The organism is Methylobacterium sp. 092160098-2 (assembly GCF_028920805.1).
Classification (GTDB): Bacteria; Pseudomonadota; Alphaproteobacteria; order Rhizobiales; family Beijerinckiaceae; genus Methylobacterium; species Methylobacterium fujisawaense.
In genome coordinates this window covers 1,234,621-1,258,407 of the sequence record NZ_JAQPZJ010000001.1, presented here as the reverse complement: position 1 = coordinate 1,258,407, position 23,787 = coordinate 1,234,621, and the positions used below count along the sequence as shown (strand labels likewise).

Here is a 23,787-nt window from a genome sequence, read left to right as displayed (position 1 = left end):
AGACCGCGCGGGGGCAGCGCCGCCCCGGCCTGATTCTGCGAGCGTACGGCGGGGCGGCCACGATCGGTCTCCGGATCCGTCGACGGGCACCGCGGCTTGCCGCTCGGGCGGTTCGATGACACAAGCGCGGCGCAGCTGGGGATCCCCGGCCGCGCTGGTTGTTCGGTAATTCTCCAGATCCGTGATGGCAGAGGCCCCATCTTCCGGCCCCTCCGAGGTCGGTCCCGTGCTGATCACCGGCGCGAGCGGCTTCCTCGGCTCAGCCCTGGTCGACGTCTTTCGCCGGGCCGGCTTCCCGGTGCGCATCCTCGTGCGCGCGTCGAGCCCGCGCCGCAACCTCACCTGGACCGACGTGGAGATCGCCGAGGGCGACATGCGCGACCCGGCGGCCGTGGCGGCGGCGATGCGCGGCCAGCGCTACCTGATCCACGCCGCCGCCGATTACCGGCTGTGGGCGCCGGACATGGAAGAGATCGTCCGCACCAACCGCGACGGCACGCGCCTGATGATGCGCGCGGCGCTGGAGGCCGGGGTTGAGCGGGTCGTGTACACATCGAGCGTCGCGACGATCCGGCCGCCGGCCGACGGCGTCACGCCCTCCGACGAAACCATGCCGCTGACGCCCGAGACCGCCATCGGCGCCTACAAGCGCAGCAAGGTCGTGGCCGAGCGGGTGGTCGAGGAGATGGTCGCCCGGGACGGCCTGCCGGCGGTGATCGTCAACCCGTCGACGCCGATCGGCCCCCGCGACGTCAAGCCGACGCCCACCGGGCGGATCATCCAGGAGGCGGCGCTGGGCAAGATGCCGGCCTTCGTGGATACCGGGCTCAACCTCGCTCACGTGGACGACGTGGCCCACGGCCATCTCCTGGCGCTCCGCAAGGGGCGGGTGGGCGAGCGCTACATCCTCGGCGGCGAGGACGTGTTCCTGTCGCAGATGCTCGCCGACATCGCCGGCATGGTCGGGCGCAAGCCGCCGACCGTGAACCTGCCGCGGGCCGTGGTCTATCCCGTCGCGTTCTTCGCCCAGCTCGCCGCCCGGGTCACCGGAAACCAGCCCTTCGCGACGATCGACGGCATCCGCATGTCGCGGTACCGGATGTTCTTCTCGGATCGGAAGGCGCGCGCCGAACTCGGCTACACGGCCCGGCCCTACCGCGAGGGCCTGTCGGACGCGATCACGTGGTTCCGTGAGGCGGGGTACCTCGCATGAGCACCCTCGAATCCGCCACCGCGACCCGTTCCGGCAAGGGGCACCGCGACGAGAACTTCCCCGTCGCCTCGCACCTGATCCACCCCCGCCATCGCGGCGCGATCCTGGCCTTCTACAATTTCGTCCGCGCCGGCGACGACGTGGCCGATCACGCGGAGCTGTCGCCGGAGCGCAAGATCGCGCTCCTCGACAGCCTGGCCGATTCGCTGACCGGCGCCGGCCCGTCCGATCCGGAGGCCGAGCCGCTCAAGCGCGAGCTCGCCGCCCGCGGCCTGCCGCCCCGCCACGCCCTGGAACTCCTCGACGCGTTCCGCATGGATGCCCGCAAGAGCCGATACGCGGATTGGGATGAGCTGATCCACTACTGCCGCTATTCGGCCATGCCGGTGGGGCGCTTCGTCCTCGACGTGCACGGCGAGGATCCGGCCCGGGTCTACGGGGCCTCCGACGCCATCTGCGCGGCCCTTCAGGTGATCAACCACCTTCAGGATTGCGGCAAGGACTACGCCGCCCTGGACCGGGTCTACCTCCCGCAGGATTGCCTGGATCGGCACGGCGCCACGGTGGCGATGCTCGGCGAGGCCAAGGCGCCGCCGCAACTCCGGGCGGTGATCCGCGACCTGGCGCAGAGATGCCTCGACCTCCTCGACGAGGGCGCGGTCCTGCCGGATCTGATCGACGACCTGCGCCTGTCGCTGGAGATCGCCGCCATCCACCGCCTCGCCGTGGTGCTGAGCCGGGGCCTGCTGGAGCGCGACCCGCTCTCGGAGAAGGTCCATCACGGCAAGGCCGCCTTCGCCCTGACGGCCCTGGGTGGCGTCGCCGCCACCCTGGCACGCCGGCCCTTCCGCGGGCGCACGATCCGGGCCGCGGCTCAAGGAATCCGCTCGTGACCGCCACCGCCACGCCCGCCCAGAACCCAGAGAGCGCCGCCCCGGCGCTGCCCGCCGCCGGCTCCTCCTTCTATACGGCGATGCGCCTGCTGCCGAAGGAGCGGCGGGAGGCGATGTATGCCGTCTACGCCTTCTGCCGCGCCGTCGACGACGTCGCCGATGACGGCGGCAGCCGCGCCGTGCGGCAGGCCGAGCTCGACCGCTGGCGGGCCGATATCGACGCGCTCTACGCCGGCCGGCCCGCGCCGCGCGTGCGCGACCTCGTGGAGCCCGTGCGCCGCTTCAGCCTGAAGCGCGAGGATTTCCAGGCGGTCATCGACGGCATGGCCATGGACGCCGTCGAGGACATCGTCGCCCCCGACGCCGAAACCCTCGACCTCTACTGCGACCGGGTCGCAAGCGCGGTCGGCCGGCTGTCGGTGCGGATCTTCGGCATGCCGGAGGCGGACGGCATCCGGCTGGCGTGGCACCAGGGCCGGGCGCTCCAGCTCACCAACATCCTCCGCGACATCGACGAGGATGCGGAGCGCGGCCGGCTCTACCTGCCGCGCGAGAAGCTCCAGGCGATCGGCCTCACAGATCCGACGCCGGTCCAGGCGATCAGCCACCCGCGCATCGGCGAGGTCTGCATCTCCCTCGCCCGCGAGGCTGAGGAGCATTACGAGGCGACCTGGGAGATCATCCGCCGCAGCCCCCGCAAGGCCACCAAGGCCGCCCGGCTGATGGCGGCGGCCTATCATCTCTATCTCAAGGCGGTCGTCGACCGCGGCTGGGCGATGCCCCGGGCGCGGGTGAAGCCCGGCAAGCTCGCGCTGCTGGGCGTCGTCCTCCGGCACGGCCTGATCTGATGGGCACCGTCCACGTCGTCGGCGCCGGCCTGGCCGGCCTCTCCGCCGCCGTCGCCCTCGCGGAATCCGGTGTCCGGGTGGTCCTGCATGAGGCCGCCAAGCAGGCGGGTGGCCGCTGCCGCTCGTACTACGATCCGGCACTCGGCCTGACCATCGACAACGGCAACCACCTGCTGCTGTCCGGCAATGCCGATGCCCTGGGCTTCCTCAGGACCATCGGTGCCCCGGCCGATGCGCTGACGGGTCCGGACACGGCGGAGTTCGATTTCGCCGATCTGAAGACGGGCGAGCGCTGGCGCCTGCGGCCCAACGCCGGGCGGCTGCCCTGGTGGGTGATGAGCCCGGCGCGCCGCGTTCCCGGCACCCGGGCGCGGGACTATCTGGCGCCCCTCGGCATCCTGCGGGCGGCCTCCGGCAAGGCGGAGGGCGCGGGCGGGACCATCGGCGCGCACATGGCCTGCGAGGGCCCGCTCTACCGGCGCCTCTGGCATCCGGTGCTGCTCGCCGCCCTCAACACCGAGCCCCGCGACAGCGATGTCGGGCTGGCGGCCCGGATCCTCCGCGAGACCCTGGGCGCCGGCGGGAAGGCCTGCCGACCCCTCGTCGCCGTGGAAGGCCTGTCCTACGCCTTCGTCGACCCGGCGATTCGCTATCTCACCGCGCGCGGCTCCGAGATCCGCCTGGGCCGGCGCCTGCGCGGGCTCGAGACCGTGGACGGTCGCGTCGGGCAGCTCGTGTTCGCGGATGGCGCCGAGAGCCTCGGCCCGGAGGACGGCGTCGTGCTGGCGCTGCCCCCGTGGGTGGCCCGGGAAGTGTTGCCCGGTCTCCTCGCCCCGACGGAATTCCGCTCCATCGTGAACGCGCATTTCGCGCTCGCTCCGAAGCCCGGCAGCCCCCTCGTCCTCGGCGTCGTCAACAGTCTCACGGAGTGGCTTTTCGCCTATCCGGACCGGTATTCGGTCACGATCAGCGGTGCCGACCGGCTTCTCGATGTGCCCCGCGAAGACCTCGCGCGGCAGATTTGGGCCGAGATCGCACAGTTGTGCAACCTTGCACCGGATCTGCCCAGCTGGCAGATCGTAAAGGAGAAGCGTGCGACCTTCGCGGCGACGCCGGCAGAAGCCGCGCGGCGCTCGGGGGCCGAAACCGCCTACGAGAATCTCGTCCTGGCAGGCGATTGGACTGCGACCGGCCTGCCATCGACGATCGAGGGAGCGATCCGTTCGGGCCAGACGGCCGCGCGTTCCTTGCGCGCGGCATCGGTCGTGCGCTCTGGAACCCCAGCGCGCGGCGCAGCTTGAGGCATGGCGTCCGCCGCGAGGCGGTCGTTCGAGGCGAGGACTATGAGAGAGGCCGTAAGCAAAGTCGAGGCGCTGCAGCGCTCCAAGACGCAGGGGATCGCGCTCGAGGACGTCGAGCGCGGCGTGGCACAGGCGACGCGCGCGCTGACCGACTTGGCGCATGACGACGGGCATATCTGCTTCGAGCTCGAGGCGGATGCCACCATCCCGTCCGAGTACATCCTGTTCCACCACTTCCGCGGCACGCAGGTCCCCGGCGACCTCGAGGCCAAGATCGGCACCTACCTGCGTCGCACCCAGGGCCGTCACGGCGGCTGGGCCCTCGTCCACGAGGGGCCGTTCGATATGAGCTGCACGGTCAAGGCGTATTTCGCCCTGAAGATGATCGGCGACGACATCGAGGCGCCGCACATGCGCCGGGCACGCGAGGGCATCCTGTCCCGCGGCGGCGCGGCCAACGCCAATGTCTTCACCCGCTTCATGCTGGCGCTCTACGGCGAGGTGCCGTGGCGCGCCGTGCCGGTGATGCCGGTCGAGGTGATGTTCCTGCCGAAGTGGTTCCCCTTCCACCTCGACAAGATCAGCTACTGGGCTCGCACCACCGTGGTGCCGCTGTTCGTGCTCCAGGCGACCAAGCCCCGGGCCCGCAACCCGCGGGGCATCAGCGTGCAGGAGCTGTTCATCACGCCGCCGGAGAGCGTCCGCTCGTGGCCGGGTTCGCCCCATGCCACCTGGCCCTGGACCCCGATCTTCGGCTTCATCGACCGGGTGCTCCAGCGGGTCGAGAACCACCTGCCACGCAAGAGCCGCCAGCGGGCCATGGAAATGGCCCGTGCCTGGGTGAGCGAGCGCCTGAACGGCGAGGACGGCCTGGGCGCCATCTTCCCCGCCATGGTGAATTCGGTGCTGATGTACGAGGTGATGGGCTACCGGCCCGATCACCCGCAGGTCCGCGTCGCCTGCGACGCCATCGAGAAGCTCGTCGTCGAGAAGGCCGACGAGGCCTATGTCCAGCCCTGCGTCTCGCCGGTCTGGGATACGGCGCTGGCGAGTCACGCGCTCCTGGAAGCCGGCGGCCCCGAGGCCGAGGCCCAGGCCCGCGCCGGGCTCGACTGGCTGAAGCCCCGGCAGGTGCTCGACATCGTCGGGGATTGGGCGGCCCGCAAGCCGAAGGTCCGGCCGGGCGGCTGGGCATTCCAGTACGCCAACGCCCATTATCCCGACCTCGACGACACCGCCGTGGTGGTGATGGCGATGGACCGGGCCATGCGCCAGCACGGTCTGGTCGCCGGCATGCCGGACTACAAGGTCTCCATCGCCCGCGCCCGCGAATGGGTCGAGGGGCTGCAGTCGGAGGACGGCGGCTGGGCGGCGTTCGACGCCGACAACAACCACATGTACCTCAACCACATCCCGTTCTCGGATCACGGCGCGCTGCTCGATCCACCGACCGCGGATGTGACCGCCCGCGTGGTCGGCATGCTCGCCCAGCTCGGCGAGACCCGGGAGACCTCCCGCGCCCTGGACCGCGGCGTGAACTACCTCCTGAACGACCAGGAAGAGGACGGATCCTGGTACGGCCGCTGGGGCATGAACTTCATCTACGGCACGTGGTCGGTGCTCTGCGCCCTCAACGCCGCGGGTGTCGATCCCGCCGATCCCCGCATCCAGCGGGCGGTGAACTGGCTGATCCGGATCCAGAATCCGGATGGCGGCTGGGGTGAGGACGCTTCCTCGTACAAGATCGACCCGGCCTTCGAGCCCGGTTCGTCCACCGCCTCGCAGACCGCCTGGGCGCTGCTCGCCCTGATGGCGGCCGGCGCGGTCGACGATCCGGCCGTCACCCGGGGCATCAACTTCCTGACCCGCACGCAGGGCGCGGACGGGTTCTGGAAGGAAGAGCGCTACACCGCCACGGGCTTCCCGCGGGTGTTCTACCTGCGGTATCATGGTTATCCGAAGTTCTTCCCGCTCTGGGCGATGGCGCGCTTCCGCAACCTCAAGCGCGGCAACAGCCGGCGCGTCCAGTTCGGCATGTGACGGCCTGCGGCCGGCCCGCAGGGCCGGTCGCGCCTCGCCGGATCGCAGCGCGTTCGACCGTTCCGACGACCGATCTGCGAGCCCGGTATTCCAGACGTGGCCTCCTCAGACAGCGACCCCGCGGGACCGGGCGAACCGCGTTCCGCGCCGGAGCCGGCCCAGACGCCGCCGCGACGTCCGCGCCGGCTTGCGGACCTGGCCGGACTGGTCCACCAGCGGGCCATGATCGATCCCACCGCACCCGTCCTGGCCGTCACCGGCCTCGCCCGCGAGCGCCGCATGGCGGCGGGGGAGGGGGTCGAGGCGGTGGGGGCCGGCGGCAACCCGCATCGCCTGCGTCACCTCCTCGACGCGCGCGTCTCCTCCGGCTGCCGGGCGGTTGTGAGCTTCGGCATCGCGGGGGGGCTCGATCCCTCTCTCAAGCCGGGTGACGTCGTCGTCGGTACCGGCGTGGTGAGCGAAGACGGGCGGCGTGCCGCCGATCTCGACCTCTCGGCGGCGCTCCTCAATCTCCTGTCCGGTTCCGGCGCGCGGGTGATCGCCGCCGATCTGGCCGGTGTCGATACGGCCGTGCTCTCCGTCGAGGGCAAGACCGATCTGCGGGCGACCTCCGGCGCGGCCGCCGTCGACATGGAATCGCACGTGGCTGCGTCCTTCGCGGGCCGGCACGGCGTGCCCTTCGCGGCGCTGCGCGTGATCTGCGATCCGGCCGGTCAGGCGCTGCCCGCCTTCGCCGCACAGGCGCTCACGGCGGACGGTGAACCCGACATTGCGGCGGTGTTCTTCGCCTTCGCCCGCGGCCGGGCACGGCTGGGGGACCTGATGCGGTTGGCCCGTGACTCCAATGCGGCCTTCGCGTCGCTTGGACGCTGTCGCGCCCGGCTCGGACCGGGGCTGGGAATACCGGCTGCGGAGCGCTGAGACGTCAGAGCCCGTTTCTGCCAGCGGACGCGAAGCAGGCCGGTTTCTCGCTTCCCAGTGCGCGCCAGGACCATCGTGAGGGACGACAAAAGGCGCCGGCCTGTTCGGCCGGCGCCAGTCGGAGGTCACCACGCGGCGGCGCGGGGGAGGGGCCCCGCGCCGGGAGGAGCCGGCCTCAGCCGTCCTTCTTGTTGAGCGAGACCGCCACGAACCGGGTCTGGCCCTTGCCGCTCTTCACCCGCATCAGCACGGCCTTGCGTCCGCTCGACTCGGCCGCCCGGATCTGCGTCGCCACATCCGACGGACGGGACACGCTCTGGCCGCCGACATCGAGGATCACGTCACCCGCCTCGATACCCTTGGCGGCAGCCGGCCCGTCGGGATCGACCTGCACCACCGCAACACCCTGATCCGACAGACCGACATCGCCGGCCGGAGCGAGCTGCAGGCCGAGCCGCGGCTGGCCGTTGCTCGAATCCTCGTCACGGCTCGCCATCTTCGTGCCGTCGGTCGGCATCGTGCCCAGCGTCACCGTGGCGGTGTCGGACTTGCCACCACGCAGGTAGCTCAGCTCGACCTTGGCGCCGGGCTTCATGCCGGCGATCCTGCGCGACAGCTCGCGGGCGCTGTCCACCGTGTCGCCGTTGACCTTCTCGATCACGTCACCGGCCTTCAGCCCGGCCTTGGCCGCGGGGGTGCCGTTCTCGGCATGGTCGACGAGCGCCCCCTTGGCCTTGTCGAGGCCCAGGCCCTCGGCGATGTCCTGCGTCACGGGCTGGATCTGGACGCCCAGGTAGCCGCGGGCGACCTTGCCGTCGGTCCGGAGCTGATCGACCACCGCCTGAACGGTCTCGGCCGGGATCGCGAAGGCGAGGCCGACGCTGCCGCCCGACGGGGACGCGATGGCGGTGTTGACGCCGACGACCTCGCCGTTGACGTTGAAGGTCGGGCCGCCTGAGTTGCCCTTGTTGATGGGCGCGTCGATCTGCAGGAAGTCGTCGTACGGACCGGCGCCGATGTCGCGGCCGCGGGCCGAGACGATGCCGGCGGTCACGGTGCCGCCGAGGCCGAAGGGGTTACCGATCGCCACAACCCAGTCGCCGACCTGAGGCGCGGATTTGCCGAACTGCACGTAGGGGAAGTTCGAGCCCTCGGTGATCTTCAGCAGAGCGACGTCGGTCTTGGGATCCTTGCCGATGACCTTCGCGTCGAGGGTGCGGCCGTCGTCCAGGGTCACCTGCACGGTCTTGGCGTGATCGACGACGTGGTTGTTGGTGACCACGTAGCCGTCGGCCGAGATGATGAAGCCGGAGCCGACCGCGCCGCGCGGACCCTGGCGCTGGGGCTGCATCCCGCCGGGGCCGTTCTGGCCGAAGCGCTTGAAGAACTCGCGCAGCTGCGGCGGCACATTCTGAAGGTTGCGGCCCTGGCTCGGGCCGTCATCGTCGTCGCTGCTCGCGGAGTCGTCGAGCTTGACCTTCACCGAGACGACGCCCGGCTTCACCTTGTTGACGATGCCGGCAAACGAGCCCGGCGGATGCTCGGGGGCCTCGATCGGGGATTTCGGAAGGGCCTGCGCGTAGGCCGGAGTCGCACTCGGCAGATAGCCGCTGCCAATGGCACCGCCGGCGATCAGCGCCGCCGCCGCCACGGAGGCGAGGGCGCGGCGCGAGGTGCGGCCAGTGGGACGGGTCTCGGTCATGGGGGCTCAACCTCTCGAAACTGATCGGGACGACGCCTGCGGTCGCGGCCGTCGATGGGATCTGTCTAGAGAGCGCCGCCTGACCCGGGCGTGGCGGTCAGATTACCGTTTGGACAGGTGGCCAAGCGGTCGCGGAGCCCCATCGCGATCCCGGCGGTGGCCTGCGATCGGAAGAGTGCGACGCCTCGATGCGGCACGGGACAGGCCCAGGCCTGTGCTGTCCGACACCGCGATTTCCGAGGGTCGGCCTTAAATCCCGCTGAGTTCGGCAGGCCGGCATAAGTTTCGGCGTTGCTCGATCCCAGTGTTCAGGCAGAGGGGATTGCAATGAAGACGCTGTTGGCCGCCGCCATGTTCTTCGGGCCGACTGTCGGCGCGCTGGCGGCCGACTCGTACGCGGATTACCGCGACTACTTTGACGCGAAGCCCGCCGTGGCAGATCACGCGCCGCGCGGCGGGTCCAAGAGGACATACGGGGTCGATACGCGCCGCCCCGGCGACGATCGCACCGCCAAGTCGGCGCCCCACCTGCGGCCCGGCTACTGGAACCAGGCCGGCGGCTATGTTCCGCCGGACTATTCCACGCATCCGCGGGCCGCGTCGCAGGACGGGTTCTGGAGCCCGAACGACGCGTCGGCCGCCAACTGGGCCGGGCCGCGGGCCTTCACCGGCACCCTCGGCACCCGCCGCTGACGCTTGGCCGTCCGGGTGACGGCGCGCTGCCGGTCCCGCCGGCGCAGGGCGCCGAGCCCGGGCCTCAGCGGCCCGGGACGGGCGCTCAGTCCCCGCTGAGCCGGACCAGAGCCTCCTCGATCTTCACCAGCCGCGCCGCCTCGCTGTCGCGACGCTCCCGGTTCTCCTCGATGATCTCCTCGGGCGCCCGGGCCACGAAGTCGGCATTGCCGAGCTTGGCGTCGATCTTCTTGATCTCGCCCTGCGCCTTGCCCTGCTCCTTCTTCAGGCGGGCGACCTCGGCGGCGAGATCGACGACGCCTTCCAGGGGCAGTGCGGCGACGCTCCCGCGCACCAGCAGCTGAACCGAGTTCTTCGGCGGCGCCTCCGCGAAGGTGATGTCCGACAGGCGCGCGAGGCGCAGCAGCGTGTCCCGCCATGCCTCCACCCGCGCCCGGACCTCCGGGGCCGCGCCGACCATCACCAGCGGGATCTGCGCGGCGGCCGGGACATTGGTCTCGGACCGCGCCGAGCGGATCTGGCTGACGAGATCGACCACGAACCCGACCTCGGCCTCCGCGGCCGCATCGGCGAGGCCGCCGAGGTCCGGCCAAGAGGCCAGGGTCAGAAGGCCCCGCTCCGGCAGCTCGGCCCCCTTGATCGCCCACAGCTCCTCCGTGAGGAAGGGCATGAACGGGTGCAGCAGCTTGGCGACCTGATCGATCAGGAACGCCACGCTCGCCTGTGTCTCGGCCCGGATCGCGGGGTCGACGCCCTCGCCCTGGAGCACGGGCTTGGCGAGTTCGAGATACCAGTCGCAGAAGATGTTCCAGACGAAGCGATAGGCGGCCGCCGCGGCGTCGTTGAAGCGGAAGGCCTCGAGGGCACCCGTGACCTCGTCGACCGCGCGCGCGGCCTCGGTGAGCGCCCAGCGGTTGATCGCGCCGGTGGCGGAGCGCGGATCGAAGGCCGGATCCAGGCGGCAGCCGTTCAGCTCGGCGAAGCGGGCAGCGTTCCAGAGCTTGGTCGCGAAGTTGCGGTAGCCCTGGACCCGGTCGGTGGACAGCTTGATGTCGCGGCCCTGGACGGCCAGCGCGCAGAGGGTGAAGCGCAGGGCGTCGGCGCCGACCTGATCGATCAGCTCCAGCGGATCGACGACGTTGCCCTTCGACTTCGACATCTTCGCCCCCGACGCGTCCCGCACCAGGGTGTGCAGGTAGACCGTGTCGAACGGGGCCCGGTCGGTGAGGTGCAGGCCCATCATCATCATCCGGGCGACCCAGAAGAACAGGATGTCCTTGCCGGTCACCAGGGTGTTGGTCGGGTAGAAGCGGCCGAGTTCCGGGGTCGAATCCGGCCAGCCGAGGGTCGAGAACGGCCAGAGGGCCGAGGAGAACCACGTGTCGAGGACATCCTCGTCGCGGGTCAGCGCGACGGAGCGGCCGTGCTTCGCCTCGGCCGCTTCCAGCGCTTCCGCCTCGCTCTCGGCGACGAAGATGCCGCCCTCCGCGTCGTACCAGACCGGAATCTGGTGGCCCCACCAGAGCTGGCGCGAGATGCACCAGGGCTCGATGTTGGTGAGCCACTGGAAGAAGATCTTCTCGTAGTTCTCGGGCACGAACTTGGTCTGCCCGTCGCGCACCGCCTGGAGGGCGCGCTCCGCGAGCGGCTTGACGTTCACGTACCACTGGTCGGTCAGGTAGGGCTCGATGACCACGCCGGACCGGTCGCCGTGCGGGACCGCGTGGGTGTTCGCCTCGGTCGCGCGCAGGAGCCCGCGCGCCTCCATCAGCGCGACCACCGCCTTGCGGGCTTGGGCCCGGTCGAGGCCGTGGAGCGCCAGGGCCTCCGGTTCGGGCGAGGTCCCGTCGAGGAAGGCCGCATTGCCCTCGAGCAGCATCCGCCCCTCGGGATCGAGGACGTTGATCACGCCGAGCCCCTGGCGGCGGCCGACATCGAAATCGTTGAAGTCGTGGGCGGGGGTGATCTTGACCGCGCCCGTCCCCTTTTCCGGGTCCGAGTAGGTGTCGGCGACGATCGGGATCAGCCGCCCGACCAGCGGCAGGCGCACGCGCTTGCCGACCAGCGCCGTATACCGCTCGTCCTCGGGATGGACCGCGACGCCGGTATCGCCCAGCATCGTCTCAGGACGGGTGGTCGCCACCGTGATGACCGCCCCGGTCTCGGTTCCGGTCTCGTCGACGACCGGATAGTCGAAGTGCCAGAGATGGCCCTTCGTCTCGATCTGCTGGACCTCCAGGTCCGAGATCGCGGTCTGGAACTTCGGGTCCCAGTTCACCAGCCGCTTGTCGCGGTAGATCAAGCCCTGCCGGTGCAGGTCGACGAAGGTCTTGAGGACGGCCCGGCTCAGGCCCTCGTCCATGGTGAAGCGCTCGCGGGACCAGTCGCAGGAGGCGCCCAGCCGCTTCAGCTGGTTGACGATCGCGCCGCCGGATTCCGCCTTCCAGGCCCAGACCTTCTCGACGAAGGCCGCGCGGCCGATCTCGCGGCGACCGGGCTCCTGATGCTCCATCATCCGCCGCTCGACCACCATCTGGGTGGCGATGCCGGCATGGTCCGTCCCCGGCTGCCAGAGCACGTCCTTGCCGCGCATGCGCTCGAAGCGGCAGAGGATGTCCTGCAGGGTGTTGTTGAGGGCGTGGCCCATATGCAGCGAGCCCGTCACGTTCGGCGGCGGGATCACGATGCAGTACGGCGGAGCCCCGGCGCGCTCGGGCCGGCCGGCGCGGAAGGCGTCCGCCTCGGCCCAGGCGGCGGAAATCCGCGCCTCGACGGAGGTGGGCTCGAAGGTCTTGTCCATCATCGCGGGTACGGGCCGGCGCTTGTCCAAACGGGGTTGGCCCCGCTTTCGACCGTCACGCCGCTCCCGTCAACACGCGGACGGCGGCTCGCGGCCACCGTACCCAGGCCGCCGGCTCAGCGGCCGCGCGAGACCCGCTCGATCTCGGCGCGCACGAGGCGCTCGACCACGGCCGGCAGGTTGTCGTCGAGCCAGGATTTCAGCATCGGCCGGAGCATCTCCTTGACGAGATCCTCCAGGGTCCGGGCGTTCTGCGTCAGCACCGTATGGGCCAGCAGGTTGAACGCGCCGCTGACGCTGGCGTCGGTCGCCGGGGAGACCAGGGCCTCCCGCTCCGGCTCCGGTTCCGGCGCGCGCACGGCCTGGAGCACGGGCTGCGGCCGCGGTGGTGCCGGCGGTTCCGGGATCGGATCGGGCTCCGGTGCCGCGGCGACCGGGTCCTCGAAGTCGATCGCGTCGAAATCGAGCAGGTCCGGAGCAGGTTCCGGCTCCGGCTCCGGCTCGACCACGCGCGGGCGCGTCACCGGCTCGGCGACCTCAGCGAGGTCGAGCACGTCATCGGGCTCCGGCGCGACCGTCGTCTCGGCGGGCTTGGCGGCCTGATCGTCGGCGATGATCCTGCGGATCGACGCGAGGATCTCTTCCATCGAAGGCTCGTGCGCCTTATCGGCAGCCTTGTCCTGGAATTTCGTGTCCGGGATCTTTGGGCTTGCTGCACTCATCGGCAGGCGCACTCGGGCATGGGAGACTGGAACGCGACCCGATCGGATCGTTGTTCAATCAGTATTCCATGCCGTTTCGTGGCGGCAAGCGTGCCCGCAACACACTCCCCGTGGAAAAGCCCTCAGCGACCGTCCGGCGTGCGCAGACCGAACCACAGATCCTTGACCTGATCGAAGTGGACCTTGGCGCTGTAATATTCGACCGGCAGTGCCGTGAACCGCGCGGTGAGTTGCCCGATCGCCTGGACCACGCCGTAGGAGAAGATCACGCGGTCGCGTTGGGCGACGATGAGGTTCACGCGGGAGTTCAGCAATTCCTGCTGCGCATTCAGCACGTCGAGGGTGGTGCGCTGGCCGACGCGGGCCTCCTCGCGCACGCCGTTCAGCGCCACCTCGTTGGCCTGGACCTGGGCCTGGGCGGCGATGACCTGGGCCTTGGCGGCTTCCAGGCGACCCCAGAAATCGACGATCTGGGCGCGGACCTGATCGCGGACCTGATCCACCTGGATGCGCGTCTGGCCGACTGTCTCCTTCGCCTGCCGGATCTGCGCGTAGGTCTGGCCGCCCTCGTAGATCGGGATGTTCAGCCGGCCGCCCACGAATCCGACGAAGAAGCTCTGGTTCGGGCCGGTCTGGTCGTAGACCTGACTGAGGGAGCCCTGCAGGCTGACCTGCGGCGCCAGCTGACCTTCCAGCACCTTCACCTGCGATTCGGCCGCGTCGACCGCGTGGATCGCCGACACGATCTGCGGATGCTCGCGGAGGCCGATGGCGATGGCGGCGTCCAGGCTGTGCGGAACGAACCGGTCCAGCGGCCGGCCGGGCGCAAGCTGGCGCGGCTCGACACCGATATTCTGCCGGTAGATGCCGATGCTCGTCCGCAGGGCCGATTCCGCCGCGCTCACCTGCGAGCGGGCACCCGCGAGACGGGCCTCGGCCTGGGCGACATCGGTCCGCGTCACCTCGCCGACGTTGAAGCGGTCGCGCGTCTGGCGCAGCTGCTCCTCCAAGACCTCGACGTTGTTCCGGTTGAGTTCCAGCGTCGCCGTGTTGCTGAGCACGTTCATGTACGACTGAACGGCGTTGTAGAGCACGGTCAGCTCCGTGTAGCGCAGCGTCTCGCGCTGGCTGTACACGGTCGACTCGGCGCGGCGGGTCAGGTTGTCCGTCTGGAAGCCGTTGAACAGCGTCTGCGAGACGGTCAGGCTCGCGGTGCTCGGCAGGTAGGTGGTCCGGACAGTCCGCTTGGAGGTGATGGTCTGGGCCGAGGCGATCTCAGCCGTGCTCGATGTCGCCCCGGCTCCGCTGGTCGCCGACGTGCCGGCCACGCCGGACGAGCCCGCTCCGATGTCGGTCGTGCCGACACCCGTCGTGCTCGTTCCGACGCCGATCCCGGTGCCGCCCGTAACGCCGCCCGTGGTGCCCCCGAGACCGGCTGTGCCGGTCGCCGACGTGCCGGTGCTGGCCGAGCCTGCCGCGGCCGCGGCGGTGCTGGAGCTGCGGGTCTGAAGGTACTGGACGCCGATCTGCGCCCCGAGATTGACCTGGGGGCGATAGCCCGACTGCGCGATCGCGACGCTCTCGTCGGTCGCGCGCACGCCGGCGCGGCTGGCGTTGAGGCTTGGATTGCCCTGATAGGCTTTCGCGAGCGCGCTTTCGAGTGTCTCGGCAGACGCCGGCATCGCTGCCAGAATCGCGAGCCCGGAGACCATCCCGACCAAACGGAATGTCGAGCAACTCGCTTGTGGACGTCGTGTCACGATGAACAAGCCCTTGCGGTCTCTTTCGGTTCGGATGTCCGAGACGAAAACGGCCAAGGTACGGCGTTTCGCTCGTCTCCGATCAAGCCCGCCCCACCGTCACGCTTAGCGCAAACCGGGCGCTTTGGCTCGCCCCGGCTTAGGGATGGCGGCGGAAAGTCCGGCGTTGGGGCATTAAGGTGACACATCCGGTCTCCGTTACCCCGCGTGCTGGGCTGTTACGGTAAGTGCCGTCCCGAATACGGTATCGGTGCAAATATAAATGGCTGTGGATCAGCAACGTCCGCGCGCTGCCCGAGACGGGGCCAGCCTTGCCGCCCGGGAGGGGAGCCGGGTTTCGGGCCCCGATTTGTGGCGGGAGGCGGATGTCGGGCGTCGCGTTCACGGCCCGGTTCGGGACCGGCTCGCGGGCGCGCAAGGCAGGCGGCCGACAGAGCCGCCATCCACGGCCGCCATCGACCGCCGCCATCGACCGCCGCACGGTCGTCGCATCTCGCAGGATCCGCGACCATTCCGGCCACCGAGGGGACGTGTCACGCGGGCGGGACGACAGCGTACGGGTTGATCCGGTCGGAACAGGATGTTCCGGCGCGGGGTGTCGTCCGAATTGAGTATTCGATGGAATCGGACCCCGGCAGTAGCGTCCACTCACCGGGCCGGTTCGGTGCCGGTCGTTCGGGTCGGTGCGCGGAACGGATCCAAAGGCCCTGTAAGCCTGAGCGGCCGGCGATCCGTCGGCCATCACCGTGCGAACATCCGGGTCAGCGGGGCGGCGCCGTGGTGGAGGGTTTCATCGTGGACGAGAACGATCCGCCCTGGGACACCGATCCCCTCTGGTATGACCGGGCGGAGTCCGGGCCGGCACCGGGTCCCGTCCTCGAATGTCTGGCGTGGCTGTTCCTGCTGGCGGTCGCCGTGGTCGCCGGGCTGGTCTGGCTCTACGGAGTTCCCGACCGCCTGTGGCGCGCGGCGACGCGCCGGTTCCTGCGCCGCCGGCCGGCGGGCGCGAAGCGCTTCTGATCCGGTTCGGAAGCTCCGCGGCGACTGCGGGTTTCAGGCCGCCGCGATGCGCGTGACGAGCAGCGTGTCTTCCAGGGCCTCCACCGGCATCGGACGGCCGAGATAATAGCCCTGCAGGAACGGGCAACCCATCGCCTGGAGGATGTGCAGGTCGTCGACCGATTCCACGCCCTCCGCCACGACGTCGAGACCGAGCAGGCGCCCGAGGCCCAGGACGGCGAGGACGAGCCCGCGCTTGTCGTCGCATGTGCCGAGCCCGGTCACGAAACTCCGGTCGATCTTGATCCGATCCGCCTTGAGCTGCCGCAGGGAGGAGAGCGACGAGTAGCCGATGCCGAAATCGTCCAGGGTGATCCGGATGCCGGCGCGCGACAGGGCCTGCAGCTTCCCCTGAACCGCGCCGATGTCGAGGGCGGTCTCCTCGGTGATCTCGATCTCGAGCATGGTGGGCGGCAGGTCGAGCAGGCCCAGGCGCTCGATGATGATCTCGTCCACCGGAACCTGCGCCATCTCCCGGGGCGAGACGTTCATCGCCACGCGGACCCCATCGAGGCCACGGCTGCGCAGGATTTCCAGCATCGCGCAGACCTGCTCAAGGATGTAGCGGAGCAGCGATTCGGTCAGGCCCGCCATCGCGGCGGCGGCGATCAGGTCCGGCGGGGCGATCCAGCCGAGCCGCGGATGCTCCCAGCGGATCAGCGCCTCCAGCCCGACCAGCGTGTGGCCATCCGCGGCGTAGATCGGCTGAAACCAGACCCTGGGCGCGTTCTCGACCAGGGCCTGCGACAGGTCGCGCTCCAGGTCGCGCCGCATCTGCAGGCCCTCGCGCAGGCCCGCATCGAACACCCGGAAGCGATTCCGGCCTCCCGCCTTCGCGGCGTAGAGGGCCTCGTCGGCGCAGCTCAGCATCTCGGTCAGACTGGGCTCCGGACCGGCATGGACGCCGATGCTGACCCCGAGCCGGCCCGCGTCGAAACCGTCGAACGGGTGTGCCACGGCCGTGATGAAGTTGGCCGCCATGACGTCGTGGGCCAGACCGGAGGTGGCGGGATCGTAAAGCACGGCGAATTCATCGCCGCCGAGCCGGGCCGCAAGGCCGTTCTCCGGCAGCGCATCCCTCAGCCGGCGCGCCACTTCGACGAGCACCCGGTCGCCCGCCTTGTGTCCGTAGACGTCGTTGACGAACTTGAAGCCGTCGAGGTCGAGCAGCAGCAGGCTGAGCGTCCCGCTGTGGAGCCGGCTCTCCGCCGCCTGGAGGAATCCCGCGCGGTTCAGCAGGCCGGTGAGGTCGTCGTGCGTGGCGCGCCACCGCATCTCGTCGACGAGGGCGCTGGCGCTGGCATGCGCTTCGGCCCGCGACCGGGCGAGGGCATGGGCCTCGTTCTTGAGCCGGCTCGCCTCGCGGAACACGGCCTGGCTCCGGAACGCGGTGTGCGTCAGCGCCACGAGGTAGAGGGCGACGCAGGCCGCAAGGCAGTTGCGGTCGAAGTCACCCGCATAGGTCAGGCAGACGGAGACCGACAGCAGCGGCAGAGCGATGAAGGCGATCGGAATGCGCGCATAGGCAATCCCGTGCGTCACCGCCCCGGCGGTCACGCCGCAGGTGATCGTGAGATAGAACAGGGTCTCGGGCGAGGTGTAGCCGGCGGACAGGAGCGGCTGGCAAGCCCAGACCAGGCCGGAGAGAAACGCCGCGAGCGTGCAGACGCGCAGGTGCCGGTCGACGGAGCGCGCGGCGGTCGCGGCCAGGCTCGGCGTCATGTCGGCGGTCAGCGCGAGGCCGAGGCAGGGGATCCGACACAGCACGATCCGCAGGAGATTGACGCAGGTCGATGCCGCAAACCAGGCGGCCCCCAGGGCGCCGTGCCCGCTCCGATAGGCGACCAGGATGCTCGCCAGCCCGAGCAGCATGTTGACGGGGATGGCCGCCAGCACGGTCCCGCGCATGGCCTCGAGCTGGTCCCGCCGGACCAGCGCGTCCCACCTCGGATCCGCAGGGTCGAGAGATTCACCGGAGCCGGGTGAGCCTGGCCCGGATCTCTCCTGGTCCCAAGCGATCATCATATGTCCACTCAAAGCTGAGCGACTCATGACAGCGAATCGTTAGATATCGTTGAACGATCATCGACCACCGCAAGCGATCTCGATCTTTTCGCGCTGCGGATGCGCAGAAGCGCCGGCGCGCGGGGCATTCCGGCCGCGCCCGAAAGCACCATATCGACACCCGGGCCGCTCCCGGGCCCCGGATCGTCCATGGCCCTCACCCGCGACCTGCTCGATATCCGGACGATCTACCACGAGCCTGCCGTCCGCGACTTTCCGCTCGGCGGGGAGATCCTGGCCCGTTTCCCGGACGCCGAGCGCATCGTCGTGCCGTCGCACTGGAACATCCCGGAACTCCACGGCAATGCGGGATCGGTGGAGGATTGGGTGCGGATCAAGCGCTCGACCCTGGTCCTCGGCGTGAAGAAGGGTCTCGCGATGCGTCCCAACGGCCGGAGCGCCCATTTCATCGCGCCCTCGACCTCCAACGGCTGCGCCATGGCCTGCGCCTATTGCTACGTGCCGCGCCGCAAGGGCTTCTCCAACCCGATCTCGCTGTTCGTGAACGTCGAGCAGGCCTGCGCGGCGATCGCCCGGCACGCCGGCCGTCAGGGACGCCTGTCGGCGCCGGATCCGATCGATCCGGAATACTGGGTCTACGACATCGGCGAGAACGGCGACCTCTCGGTGGATGCGGCGGTCAGTGGCGGCGTACGCGCCCTGATCGCGCTGTTCCGCACCCTGCCCAACGCCAAGGCCTCCTTCGCCACCAAGGCCGTGAACCGCGATCTCCTGGCCTACGATCCGCAAGGCAAGACGCGGATCCGCTTCTCGCTCATGCCGGCGCGGATCGCCCGGATCGTGGACGTGCGCACCGCCCCGATCCCGGAGCGGATCGCCGCCATCGACGACTTCGTGGCCGCCGGCTACGAAGTCCACGTCAATTTCTCGCCCGTGATCCTGTACGAGGACTGGGAGGCGGACTGGCGGGCCCTGTTTGCCGAGATCGACGCGACCCTGTCCGACGCCGCCAAGGCGCAGCTCAAGTGCGAGATCATCATGCTGACCCACAATGCGGATCTGCATGCGGTCAATCTCGGCTGGCACCCGAAGGCCGAGGACCTGCTCTGGCGGCCGGACATTCAGGAGGCGAAGGTTTCCGAGGGCGGGGGCACGAACCTGCGCTACCGGGCCGGCTGGAAGGGCCGGTGGCTCGTCCGGTTCAAGGCCCTGCTGGCCGAGGCCATGCCCTACTGCACCGTGCGCTACGCGTTCTGAGGCCCCGGTCGCTGAACTTCCCGCCGCGCCCGGCGTTGCCGCGCCAGCGCAGAGGGGATCGTCCATGGGGATGCACGAAGATCATATCCGCGAGGCGGTCGCCCTCGCCGAGGCCAATGTCGAGGCCGGCGGCGCCCCTTACGGCGCGGTGATCGTGCAGGACGGCACCGTGCTGGTCCGCGCGGCCAACACCGTGCACGCCACCAACGATCCGAGCGCCCACGCCGAGATGGTTGCGCTGCGTGAAGCCAGCCGCCTGCTCGGCCGGCGCGATCTCGGCGACTGCGTGATGTACGCGAGCGGTCGCCCGTGCCCCATGTGTCACGCGGCGATGCGGCTTGCCGGCTTCAAGGAAGGCTATTTCGCCTTCTCGGCCGAGGAGGCCGAGACCTACGGTGCCGGCAGCGCGACGATCTACGCCGAACTCTGCCAGCCCCTCGATGCGCAGCCGATGCGGATCAGCCAGATCCGTCCGCCGGGCGATTCGCCTTACCCGGCCTGGAAGGCGCGCCGGACAGCCTGATCCGAACTCGCCGGACTCAATGCGTCCACGGCGCCGTGCGGTTGAATTTGAAATTGTCGGAATAGGACAGGCCCTTGCGCTGGACCACTTTGGCCGGCTGCTCGACGCGGAAGGCGATGCCCTCGCGCTTCGCGTAGGCGACGGCCTCCGCCTCGGTGTCGAATTCCAGGCGGACCTGCTGAAGCATGTCGGAGGAGCCGTTCCACCCCATCAGCGGATCGATCTCGCGCGGGCTGGTCTGGTCGAATTCCAGAACCCACTGCTTGGTCCGGGCGAGGCCCGACTGCGTGGCATCCCGAGACGGACGGAAGATGCGGGCGCTCGGCATCGGACTCGACAAGCTCCTGATCGAATGGTCGGGGCGATAGGATTCGAACCTACGACCCCCTGGTCCCAAACCAGGTGCGCTACCAGACTGCGCTACACCCCGACTGCCACACGGCCTCAATGCCGTAGCGGTTCCGCCGGTCCCCCGCAAGGCGCGGTGCGCCGGTGGCCCATTCCCCCGCCTGCGTGCTTCCGGCGCGCCTGCAGCGCCCGGCCGACTTGTCAGACAATTCACGGGGCGATAGCGTCCGATTCGGGACGAGGGCCGGGCCTCCCTGCTGACGAACCAGCGTTCACCATCACTGGGGGGTGGAGGATGGGGCGTTACGGATCGCCGCGCCGGGAACACCGGCCCTCGTCGCCACCGTCGGGCCTTCGGCCATGCGGGGGCGGTTGTTGGCCCTTGATGACCCTTGCCGGCGGGCGCCGAAACCGCGACGATTGCCGCGAGCGACATGGACCTTCCCGTGTGGACACCGAGCCCGCGCTATCCCGATCCGGCGGTCGAGATCCTCGACGACGCCTTCGCCCGTTACCGGGTGTTCAACACGGCGGTGGAGCGCCTCGCCACCGGCTTCCGCTGGTGCGAGGGCCCGGTCTGGTTCGGCGACGGTCGCTACCTGCTGTGGAGCGACATCCCCAACGACCGCATCCTGCGCTGGGATGAGGAGAGCGGCGCGGTCGGCCTCTACCGGAAGCCGTCCGGCTTCGCCAACGGCAACACCCGCGACCGTCAAGGGCGGCTCGTCACCTGCGAGCACGGGAACCGTCGGGTCACCCGGACCGAGCATGACGGCGCGATCACCGTGCTCGCGGACGCGTTCGAGGGCCGGCGGCTGAACTCGCCCAACGACGTCGTAACGGCCGCCGACGGTGCGGTCTGGTTCACCGATCCGCCCTTCGGCATCGCGGGGTTCTACGAGGGCGCCCGCGCCGGGGCCGAACTGCCGCAGAACGTCTATCGGCTCGACCCGGTTACCGGCGTGCTGGAGACGGTGGCCACCGACCTCGCCGGCCCCAACGGCCTGTGCTTCTCCCCCGATGGCCGCGTGCTCTACCTCGTGGAGTCGCGCGGGCGGCCGACCCGGCGGATCGTCGCCTACGACGTGGCCGGCGGCCGTGCCCTTTCGGGCCGGCGCGTGCTGATCGATGCCGGGCCGGGCACGCCGGACGGGCTGCGCTGCGACGTCGACGGAAATCTCTGGTGCGGCTGGGGCATGGGTGACGACGCCCTGGACGGCGTCATGGTGTTCAATCCCGACGGCCGGCCGATCGGGCGCATCCGCCTGCCGGAGCGCTGTGCCAACCTCTGTTTCGGCGGCCGGCACCGCAACCGCCTGTTCATGGCGGCGAGCCAGTCGCTCTATGCCCTCTACGTCGAGGTCCAGGGCTGCGCCGGCGGATGAGGCCACGCCGGGATACCGCGGCTCGCCCGCGCCGCCGGTCGCGTGCTTGACCGGAGCGCCGCGCCGACCCACTTCCCGTCCGCCGGGGCATAACGGGACACCAGCCGATGATCGAACTCCACTACTGGCCGACGCCGAACGGCCATAAGATCACGATGTTTCTCGAAGAGGCGGGGCTTGCCTACCGCATTCACCCGGTAAATATTGGTAAGGGCGAGCAGTTTAATCCGGATTTTCTCAAGATCGCGCCCAACAACCGGATGCCGGCGATCGTCGACGACGAGCCGGCCGGCGGCGGCGCGCCGGTCTCGCTGTTCGAATCGGGAGCAATCCTGCTCTACCTCGCCGAGAAGACCGGGCGCTTCATTCCGGGGGATCTGCGCGGCCGGGCAGAGGTGCTGCAATGGCTGTTCTGGCAGATGGGTGGCCTCGGCCCGATGCTCGGCCAGAACCACCACTTCTCGCAATATGCGCCGGAGAAGATCGACTACGCGATCAAGCGCTACGTCAACGAGACCAACCGGCTCTACGGCGTCCTCGACCGGCGCCTGGCCGATCGCGCCTTCGTCGCCGGCCCTGATTATTCCATCGCCGACATGGCCTGCTACCCCTGGATCGTGCCCTACGAGAAGCAGGGTCAGAACCTCGATGACCACCCGAACCTGAAGCGCTGGTTCACGGCGATCGCCGAGCGGCCGGCCACGAAGGCGGCCTATGCCCGCGCCCCGGAGGTCAATCCCGACTACGGCAAGACCATGAGCGAGGACGCCAAGAAGGTGATGTTCGGCCAGACCGCTTCCAGCACGAAGCGCTGACCAGGGCATGACCGAGGCCGCGCCTGCCCTGCCGCTGGAGGTGATCCACCGCGGCTGGAACACCTTCGGCATCGCCACGCTGACGCTGCCGGACGGGAGCACCGTCCGGCGGGCGCTGGAGGATCACGGCGAGGCGGCCTGCGTGCTGCCTTACGATCCCGTTCGGCGCGTGGCGCTGCTCGTGCGGCAGGCGCGGGTCGGCCCGGCCTTCTGGGGAGAGCCGGCCGATCTCGACGAGGCGCCCGCGGGCGGCCTCGACGGCGCCGCGCCGGAGGAGACCGCGATCCGCGAGGCGATGGAGGAGGCGGGCGTCCGCCTTCGGGATCTCGAGCCGGTGGCGCATGCCTACAGCATGCCGAGCATCTCTTCGGAGCGGCTCTGGCTCTACCTTGCGCCCTACAGCGCCTCCGACCGGGTCGGATCCGGCGGCGGCCTCCACGAAGAGGGCGAGCAGGTCGTCACCCTCGAAGTGCCCCTCGCCACGCTGGGCGATCAGGTCCGCGCCGGTCGCCTGCCCGATCTCAAGACGCTGGTCCTGGTCCAGGCCCTGATGCTCCGAAGCCCCGACTTGTTCGCCGCATGACCTCGTCCGACACGTCCGAATCCGATGTCCTCGCGCAGATGCTGGCCTTCGCCGAGGAGGCTGCACCCCTGGCCTTGACCATGCGGGCGACGGGCCTGGACATGACCAACAAGGGCCCGGATCTCGGCCAGGCCCTGACCGAGGCCGACCTCGCCGTCAGCCAGCTGATGCACGCGCGGTTCGGCCCCGATTTGATCGAGGAGGAGACCGCCGAGGATCTGGGACAAGCCGCGGCCCGGGCGCTGCTCGCCCGGGATGCCTGGACCTTCGTGGGCGATCCGATCGACGGCACCCGACCCTTCGCGGGCGGCCTGTCGGGCTGGGGCGTGATGGTTGCGGCCTGCCGCACGGGCTGGCCCCGAAGCTGCGTGATGAGCCTGCCGGCCTGGAACGAAGACCGCTCAGCGCCGGCCCGGAGCATCCCGGCGGAGGCGACGGAGGGCATCCTGCTCGCGGCCAGTGAGGGCCGGGCCTTCTGGGCGCCGACCCGCGGCGGCCGCATGATTGCGGCGTTGCGCCCGCTCCACCGGCCGGAGCGCCGGACCGGCCATGTCGGCTGGCTGTCGGTCACGGCGCAGCGCTACACCCTGGATTACGGCTGCGGCTGGTTCCCCTGGAGCGAGGGCGGCGCGATCTCGGATGCCGCGCTCCTGGCCACGGGACGCCTCGACGCGACCCTGAGCAACAACCGCTTGTGGGACCTGGGCCCGATCCTGCCCCTGTTCGAGGCGCTGGGCTTCCGCCTGTTCCACTGGCCGGACCTCGGGGATCCGCCGGCCGCCTTCGTCGACCTGTTCGACGCTGAGCTGTCCGCTCACGACGATCTCTGGCTGGTGTGTCGGGATCGCGATCAGGCGGCCGATCTGGCCGCGGCGATCCGCCGGGCCTAGGACATCATC

Annotated in this window: 20 protein-coding genes and 1 tRNA gene; 14 read left to right on the top strand and 7 right to left on the bottom strand. The window is 70.0% G+C overall.

Annotation, left to right across the window (positions count from 1 at the left end; all coding sequences use genetic code 11):
* Positions 1-184 precede the first annotated feature (184 nt).
* The 6 genes from hpnA (at position 185) to PQI07_RS05760 (ending at position 7,216) form a co-directional block, all read left to right on the top strand.
* Positions 185-1,213, top strand: coding sequence for a hopanoid-associated sugar epimerase (gene hpnA, locus PQI07_RS05785; RefSeq protein ID WP_043346872.1), 1,029 nt, complete (start codon positions 185-187; stop codon positions 1,211-1,213).
* Positions 1,210-2,106, top strand: a complete 897-nt coding sequence (gene hpnC / locus PQI07_RS05780; protein WP_075381358.1) for a squalene synthase HpnC — start codon at positions 1,210-1,212, stop codon at positions 2,104-2,106. The genes hpnA and hpnC overlap by 4 nt, the downstream gene beginning before the upstream one ends.
* Entirely contained in the window at positions 2,103-2,954 is an 852-nt protein-coding gene (hpnD, locus tag PQI07_RS05775; RefSeq protein WP_043355230.1) for a presqualene diphosphate synthase HpnD, read from the top strand. The genes hpnC and hpnD overlap by 4 nt, the downstream gene beginning before the upstream one ends.
* On the top strand, positions 2,954-4,255 hold the full coding sequence (hpnE, locus tag PQI07_RS05770; protein ID WP_111473208.1) for a hydroxysqualene dehydroxylase HpnE: 1,302 nt from the start codon (positions 2,954-2,956) through the stop codon (positions 4,253-4,255). Before hpnD ends, hpnE begins: the two co-directional genes overlap by 1 nt.
* A 42-nt stretch (positions 4,256-4,297) precedes the next feature.
* On the top strand, positions 4,298-6,295 hold the full coding sequence (shc, locus tag PQI07_RS05765; protein ID WP_043387030.1) for a squalene--hopene cyclase: 1,998 nt from the start codon (positions 4,298-4,300) through the stop codon (positions 6,293-6,295).
* A 222-nt stretch (positions 6,296-6,517) separates the two neighbouring features.
* Positions 6,518-7,216: a phosphorylase gene (locus PQI07_RS05760; protein WP_043387061.1), complete on the top strand. Its 699-nt coding sequence runs from the start codon at positions 6,518-6,520 to the stop codon at positions 7,214-7,216.
* 175 nt (positions 7,217-7,391) lie between these two features.
* Here the strand turns inward: PQI07_RS05760 and PQI07_RS05755 are convergent, their stop codons facing one another.
* Positions 7,392-8,918, bottom strand: coding sequence for a Do family serine endopeptidase (locus tag PQI07_RS05755; protein WP_043355239.1), 1,527 nt, complete (start codon positions 8,916-8,918; stop codon positions 7,392-7,394).
* A 327-nt stretch (positions 8,919-9,245) separates the two neighbouring features.
* Between PQI07_RS05755 and PQI07_RS05750 the strand changes: the two genes are divergently transcribed.
* Positions 9,246-9,611: a hypothetical protein gene (locus tag PQI07_RS05750; protein ID WP_182591190.1), complete on the top strand. Its 366-nt coding sequence runs from the start codon at positions 9,246-9,248 to the stop codon at positions 9,609-9,611.
* Positions 9,612-9,696: 85 nt separating this feature from the next.
* Here the strand turns inward: PQI07_RS05750 and PQI07_RS05745 are convergent, their stop codons facing one another.
* The 3 genes from PQI07_RS05745 to PQI07_RS05735 form a co-directional block, all read right to left on the bottom strand.
* Positions 9,697-12,414: a valine--tRNA ligase gene (locus tag PQI07_RS05745; RefSeq protein WP_274926236.1), complete on the bottom strand. Its 2,718-nt coding sequence runs from the start codon at positions 12,412-12,414 to the stop codon at positions 9,697-9,699.
* A 113-nt stretch (positions 12,415-12,527) separates the two neighbouring features.
* Entirely contained in the window at positions 12,528-13,058 is a 531-nt protein-coding gene (locus tag PQI07_RS05740; RefSeq protein WP_043355243.1) for a PopZ family protein, read from the bottom strand.
* A gap of 197 nt (positions 13,059-13,255) precedes the next feature.
* Entirely contained in the window at positions 13,256-14,845 is a 1,590-nt protein-coding gene (locus PQI07_RS05735) for a TolC family outer membrane protein (RefSeq protein ID WP_051045025.1), read from the bottom strand.
* Between the two features lie 843 nt (positions 14,846-15,688).
* On the opposite strand from PQI07_RS05735, the gene PQI07_RS05730 reads away from it, so the two are divergent.
* Positions 15,689-15,913, top strand: coding sequence for a hypothetical protein (locus PQI07_RS05730; protein WP_043355250.1), 225 nt, complete (start codon positions 15,689-15,691; stop codon positions 15,911-15,913).
* Positions 15,914-15,946: 33 nt separating this feature from the next.
* Here the strand turns inward: PQI07_RS05730 and PQI07_RS05725 are convergent, their stop codons facing one another.
* Positions 15,947-17,860, bottom strand: coding sequence for a putative bifunctional diguanylate cyclase/phosphodiesterase (locus PQI07_RS05725; protein ID WP_274926235.1), 1,914 nt, complete (start codon positions 17,858-17,860; stop codon positions 15,947-15,949).
* Positions 17,861-18,166: 306 nt separating this feature from the next.
* Here PQI07_RS05725 and PQI07_RS05720 point away from each other — a divergent pair, with 306 nt between their 5' ends.
* Positions 18,167-19,234, top strand: coding sequence for a spore photoproduct lyase family protein (locus PQI07_RS05720; protein WP_043387022.1), 1,068 nt, complete (start codon positions 18,167-18,169; stop codon positions 19,232-19,234).
* 64 nt (positions 19,235-19,298) lie between these two features.
* Positions 19,299-19,757, top strand: coding sequence for a nucleoside deaminase (locus PQI07_RS05715; RefSeq protein ID WP_043355254.1), 459 nt, complete (start codon positions 19,299-19,301; stop codon positions 19,755-19,757).
* 16 nt (positions 19,758-19,773) lie between these two features.
* On the opposite strand, the gene PQI07_RS05710 is transcribed toward PQI07_RS05715, so the two are convergent.
* Complete coding sequence (locus tag PQI07_RS05710) at positions 19,774-20,085, bottom strand: ETC complex I subunit (protein WP_043355257.1); 312 nt, start codon at positions 20,083-20,085, stop codon at positions 19,774-19,776.
* A gap of 25 nt (positions 20,086-20,110) precedes the next feature.
* A tRNA-Pro gene (locus PQI07_RS05705) sits at positions 20,111-20,187 on the bottom strand.
* Between the two features lie 352 nt (positions 20,188-20,539).
* Between PQI07_RS05705 and PQI07_RS05700 the strand changes: the two genes are divergently transcribed.
* The 4 genes from PQI07_RS05700 to PQI07_RS05685 all read left to right on the top strand — a co-directional run bounded on the left by PQI07_RS05700 (position 20,540) and on the right by PQI07_RS05685 (position 23,778).
* Positions 20,540-21,490, top strand: a complete 951-nt coding sequence (locus PQI07_RS05700) for an SMP-30/gluconolactonase/LRE family protein (protein ID WP_182591187.1) — start codon at positions 20,540-20,542, stop codon at positions 21,488-21,490.
* A gap of 107 nt (positions 21,491-21,597) precedes the next feature.
* On the top strand, positions 21,598-22,305 hold the full coding sequence (locus PQI07_RS05695; protein ID WP_043387021.1) for a glutathione binding-like protein: 708 nt from the start codon (positions 21,598-21,600) through the stop codon (positions 22,303-22,305).
* A gap of 7 nt (positions 22,306-22,312) precedes the next feature.
* Positions 22,313-22,888 (top strand): NUDIX domain-containing protein, encoded by a 576-nt coding sequence (locus tag PQI07_RS05690; RefSeq protein ID WP_081948749.1) that lies wholly within the window; start codon positions 22,313-22,315, stop codon positions 22,886-22,888.
* Entirely contained in the window at positions 22,885-23,778 is an 894-nt protein-coding gene (locus PQI07_RS05685; protein ID WP_043387020.1) for an inositol monophosphatase family protein, read from the top strand. The genes PQI07_RS05690 and PQI07_RS05685 overlap by 4 nt, the downstream gene beginning before the upstream one ends.
* The last annotated feature ends 9 nt before the right edge of the window (positions 23,779-23,787 follow it).

What these genes read in the sequence shown, in the direction of transcription:
- hpnA (WP_043346872.1), top strand. Translation starts at nt 185, where the DNA reads ATGGCAGAGGCCCCATCTTCCGGCCCCTCCGAGGTCGGTCCCGTGCTG.
- hpnC (WP_075381358.1), top strand. Translation starts at nt 1,210, where the DNA reads ATGAGCACCCTCGAATCCGCCACCGCGACCCGTTCCGGCAAGGGGCAC.
- hpnE (WP_111473208.1), top strand. Translation starts at nt 2,954, where the DNA reads ATGGGCACCGTCCACGTCGTCGGCGCCGGCCTGGCCGGCCTCTCCGCC.
- shc (WP_043387030.1), top strand. Translation starts at nt 4,298, where the DNA reads ATGAGAGAGGCCGTAAGCAAAGTCGAGGCGCTGCAGCGCTCCAAGACG.
- PQI07_RS05760 (WP_043387061.1), top strand. Translation starts at nt 6,518, where the DNA reads ATGATCGATCCCACCGCACCCGTCCTGGCCGTCACCGGCCTCGCCCGC.
- PQI07_RS05755 (WP_043355239.1), bottom strand. Translation starts at nt 8,918, where the DNA reads ATGACCGAGACCCGTCCCACTGGCCGCACCTCGCGCCGCGCCCTCGCC.
- PQI07_RS05750 (WP_182591190.1), top strand. Translation starts at nt 9,246, where the DNA reads ATGAAGACGCTGTTGGCCGCCGCCATGTTCTTCGGGCCGACTGTCGGC.
- PQI07_RS05745 (WP_274926236.1), bottom strand. Translation starts at nt 12,414, where the DNA reads ATGATGGACAAGACCTTCGAGCCCACCTCCGTCGAGGCGCGGATTTCC.
- PQI07_RS05740 (WP_043355243.1), bottom strand. Translation starts at nt 13,058, where the DNA reads ATGGAAGAGATCCTCGCGTCGATCCGCAGGATCATCGCCGACGATCAG.
- PQI07_RS05735 (WP_051045025.1), bottom strand. Translation starts at nt 14,845, where the DNA reads ATGGTCTCCGGGCTCGCGATTCTGGCAGCGATGCCGGCGTCTGCCGAG.
- PQI07_RS05725 (WP_274926235.1), bottom strand. Translation starts at nt 17,860, where the DNA reads ATGCGCGGGACCGTGCTGGCGGCCATCCCCGTCAACATGCTGCTCGGG.
- PQI07_RS05720 (WP_043387022.1), top strand. Translation starts at nt 18,167, where the DNA reads ATGGCCCTCACCCGCGACCTGCTCGATATCCGGACGATCTACCACGAG.
- PQI07_RS05715 (WP_043355254.1), top strand. Translation starts at nt 19,299, where the DNA reads ATGGGGATGCACGAAGATCATATCCGCGAGGCGGTCGCCCTCGCCGAG.
- PQI07_RS05710 (WP_043355257.1), bottom strand. Translation starts at nt 20,085, where the DNA reads ATGCCGAGCGCCCGCATCTTCCGTCCGTCTCGGGATGCCACGCAGTCG.
- PQI07_RS05700 (WP_182591187.1), top strand. Translation starts at nt 20,540, where the DNA reads ATGGACCTTCCCGTGTGGACACCGAGCCCGCGCTATCCCGATCCGGCG.
- PQI07_RS05695 (WP_043387021.1), top strand. Translation starts at nt 21,598, where the DNA reads ATGATCGAACTCCACTACTGGCCGACGCCGAACGGCCATAAGATCACG.
- PQI07_RS05690 (WP_081948749.1), top strand. Translation starts at nt 22,313, where the DNA reads ATGACCGAGGCCGCGCCTGCCCTGCCGCTGGAGGTGATCCACCGCGGC.
- PQI07_RS05685 (WP_043387020.1), top strand. Translation starts at nt 22,885, where the DNA reads ATGACCTCGTCCGACACGTCCGAATCCGATGTCCTCGCGCAGATGCTG.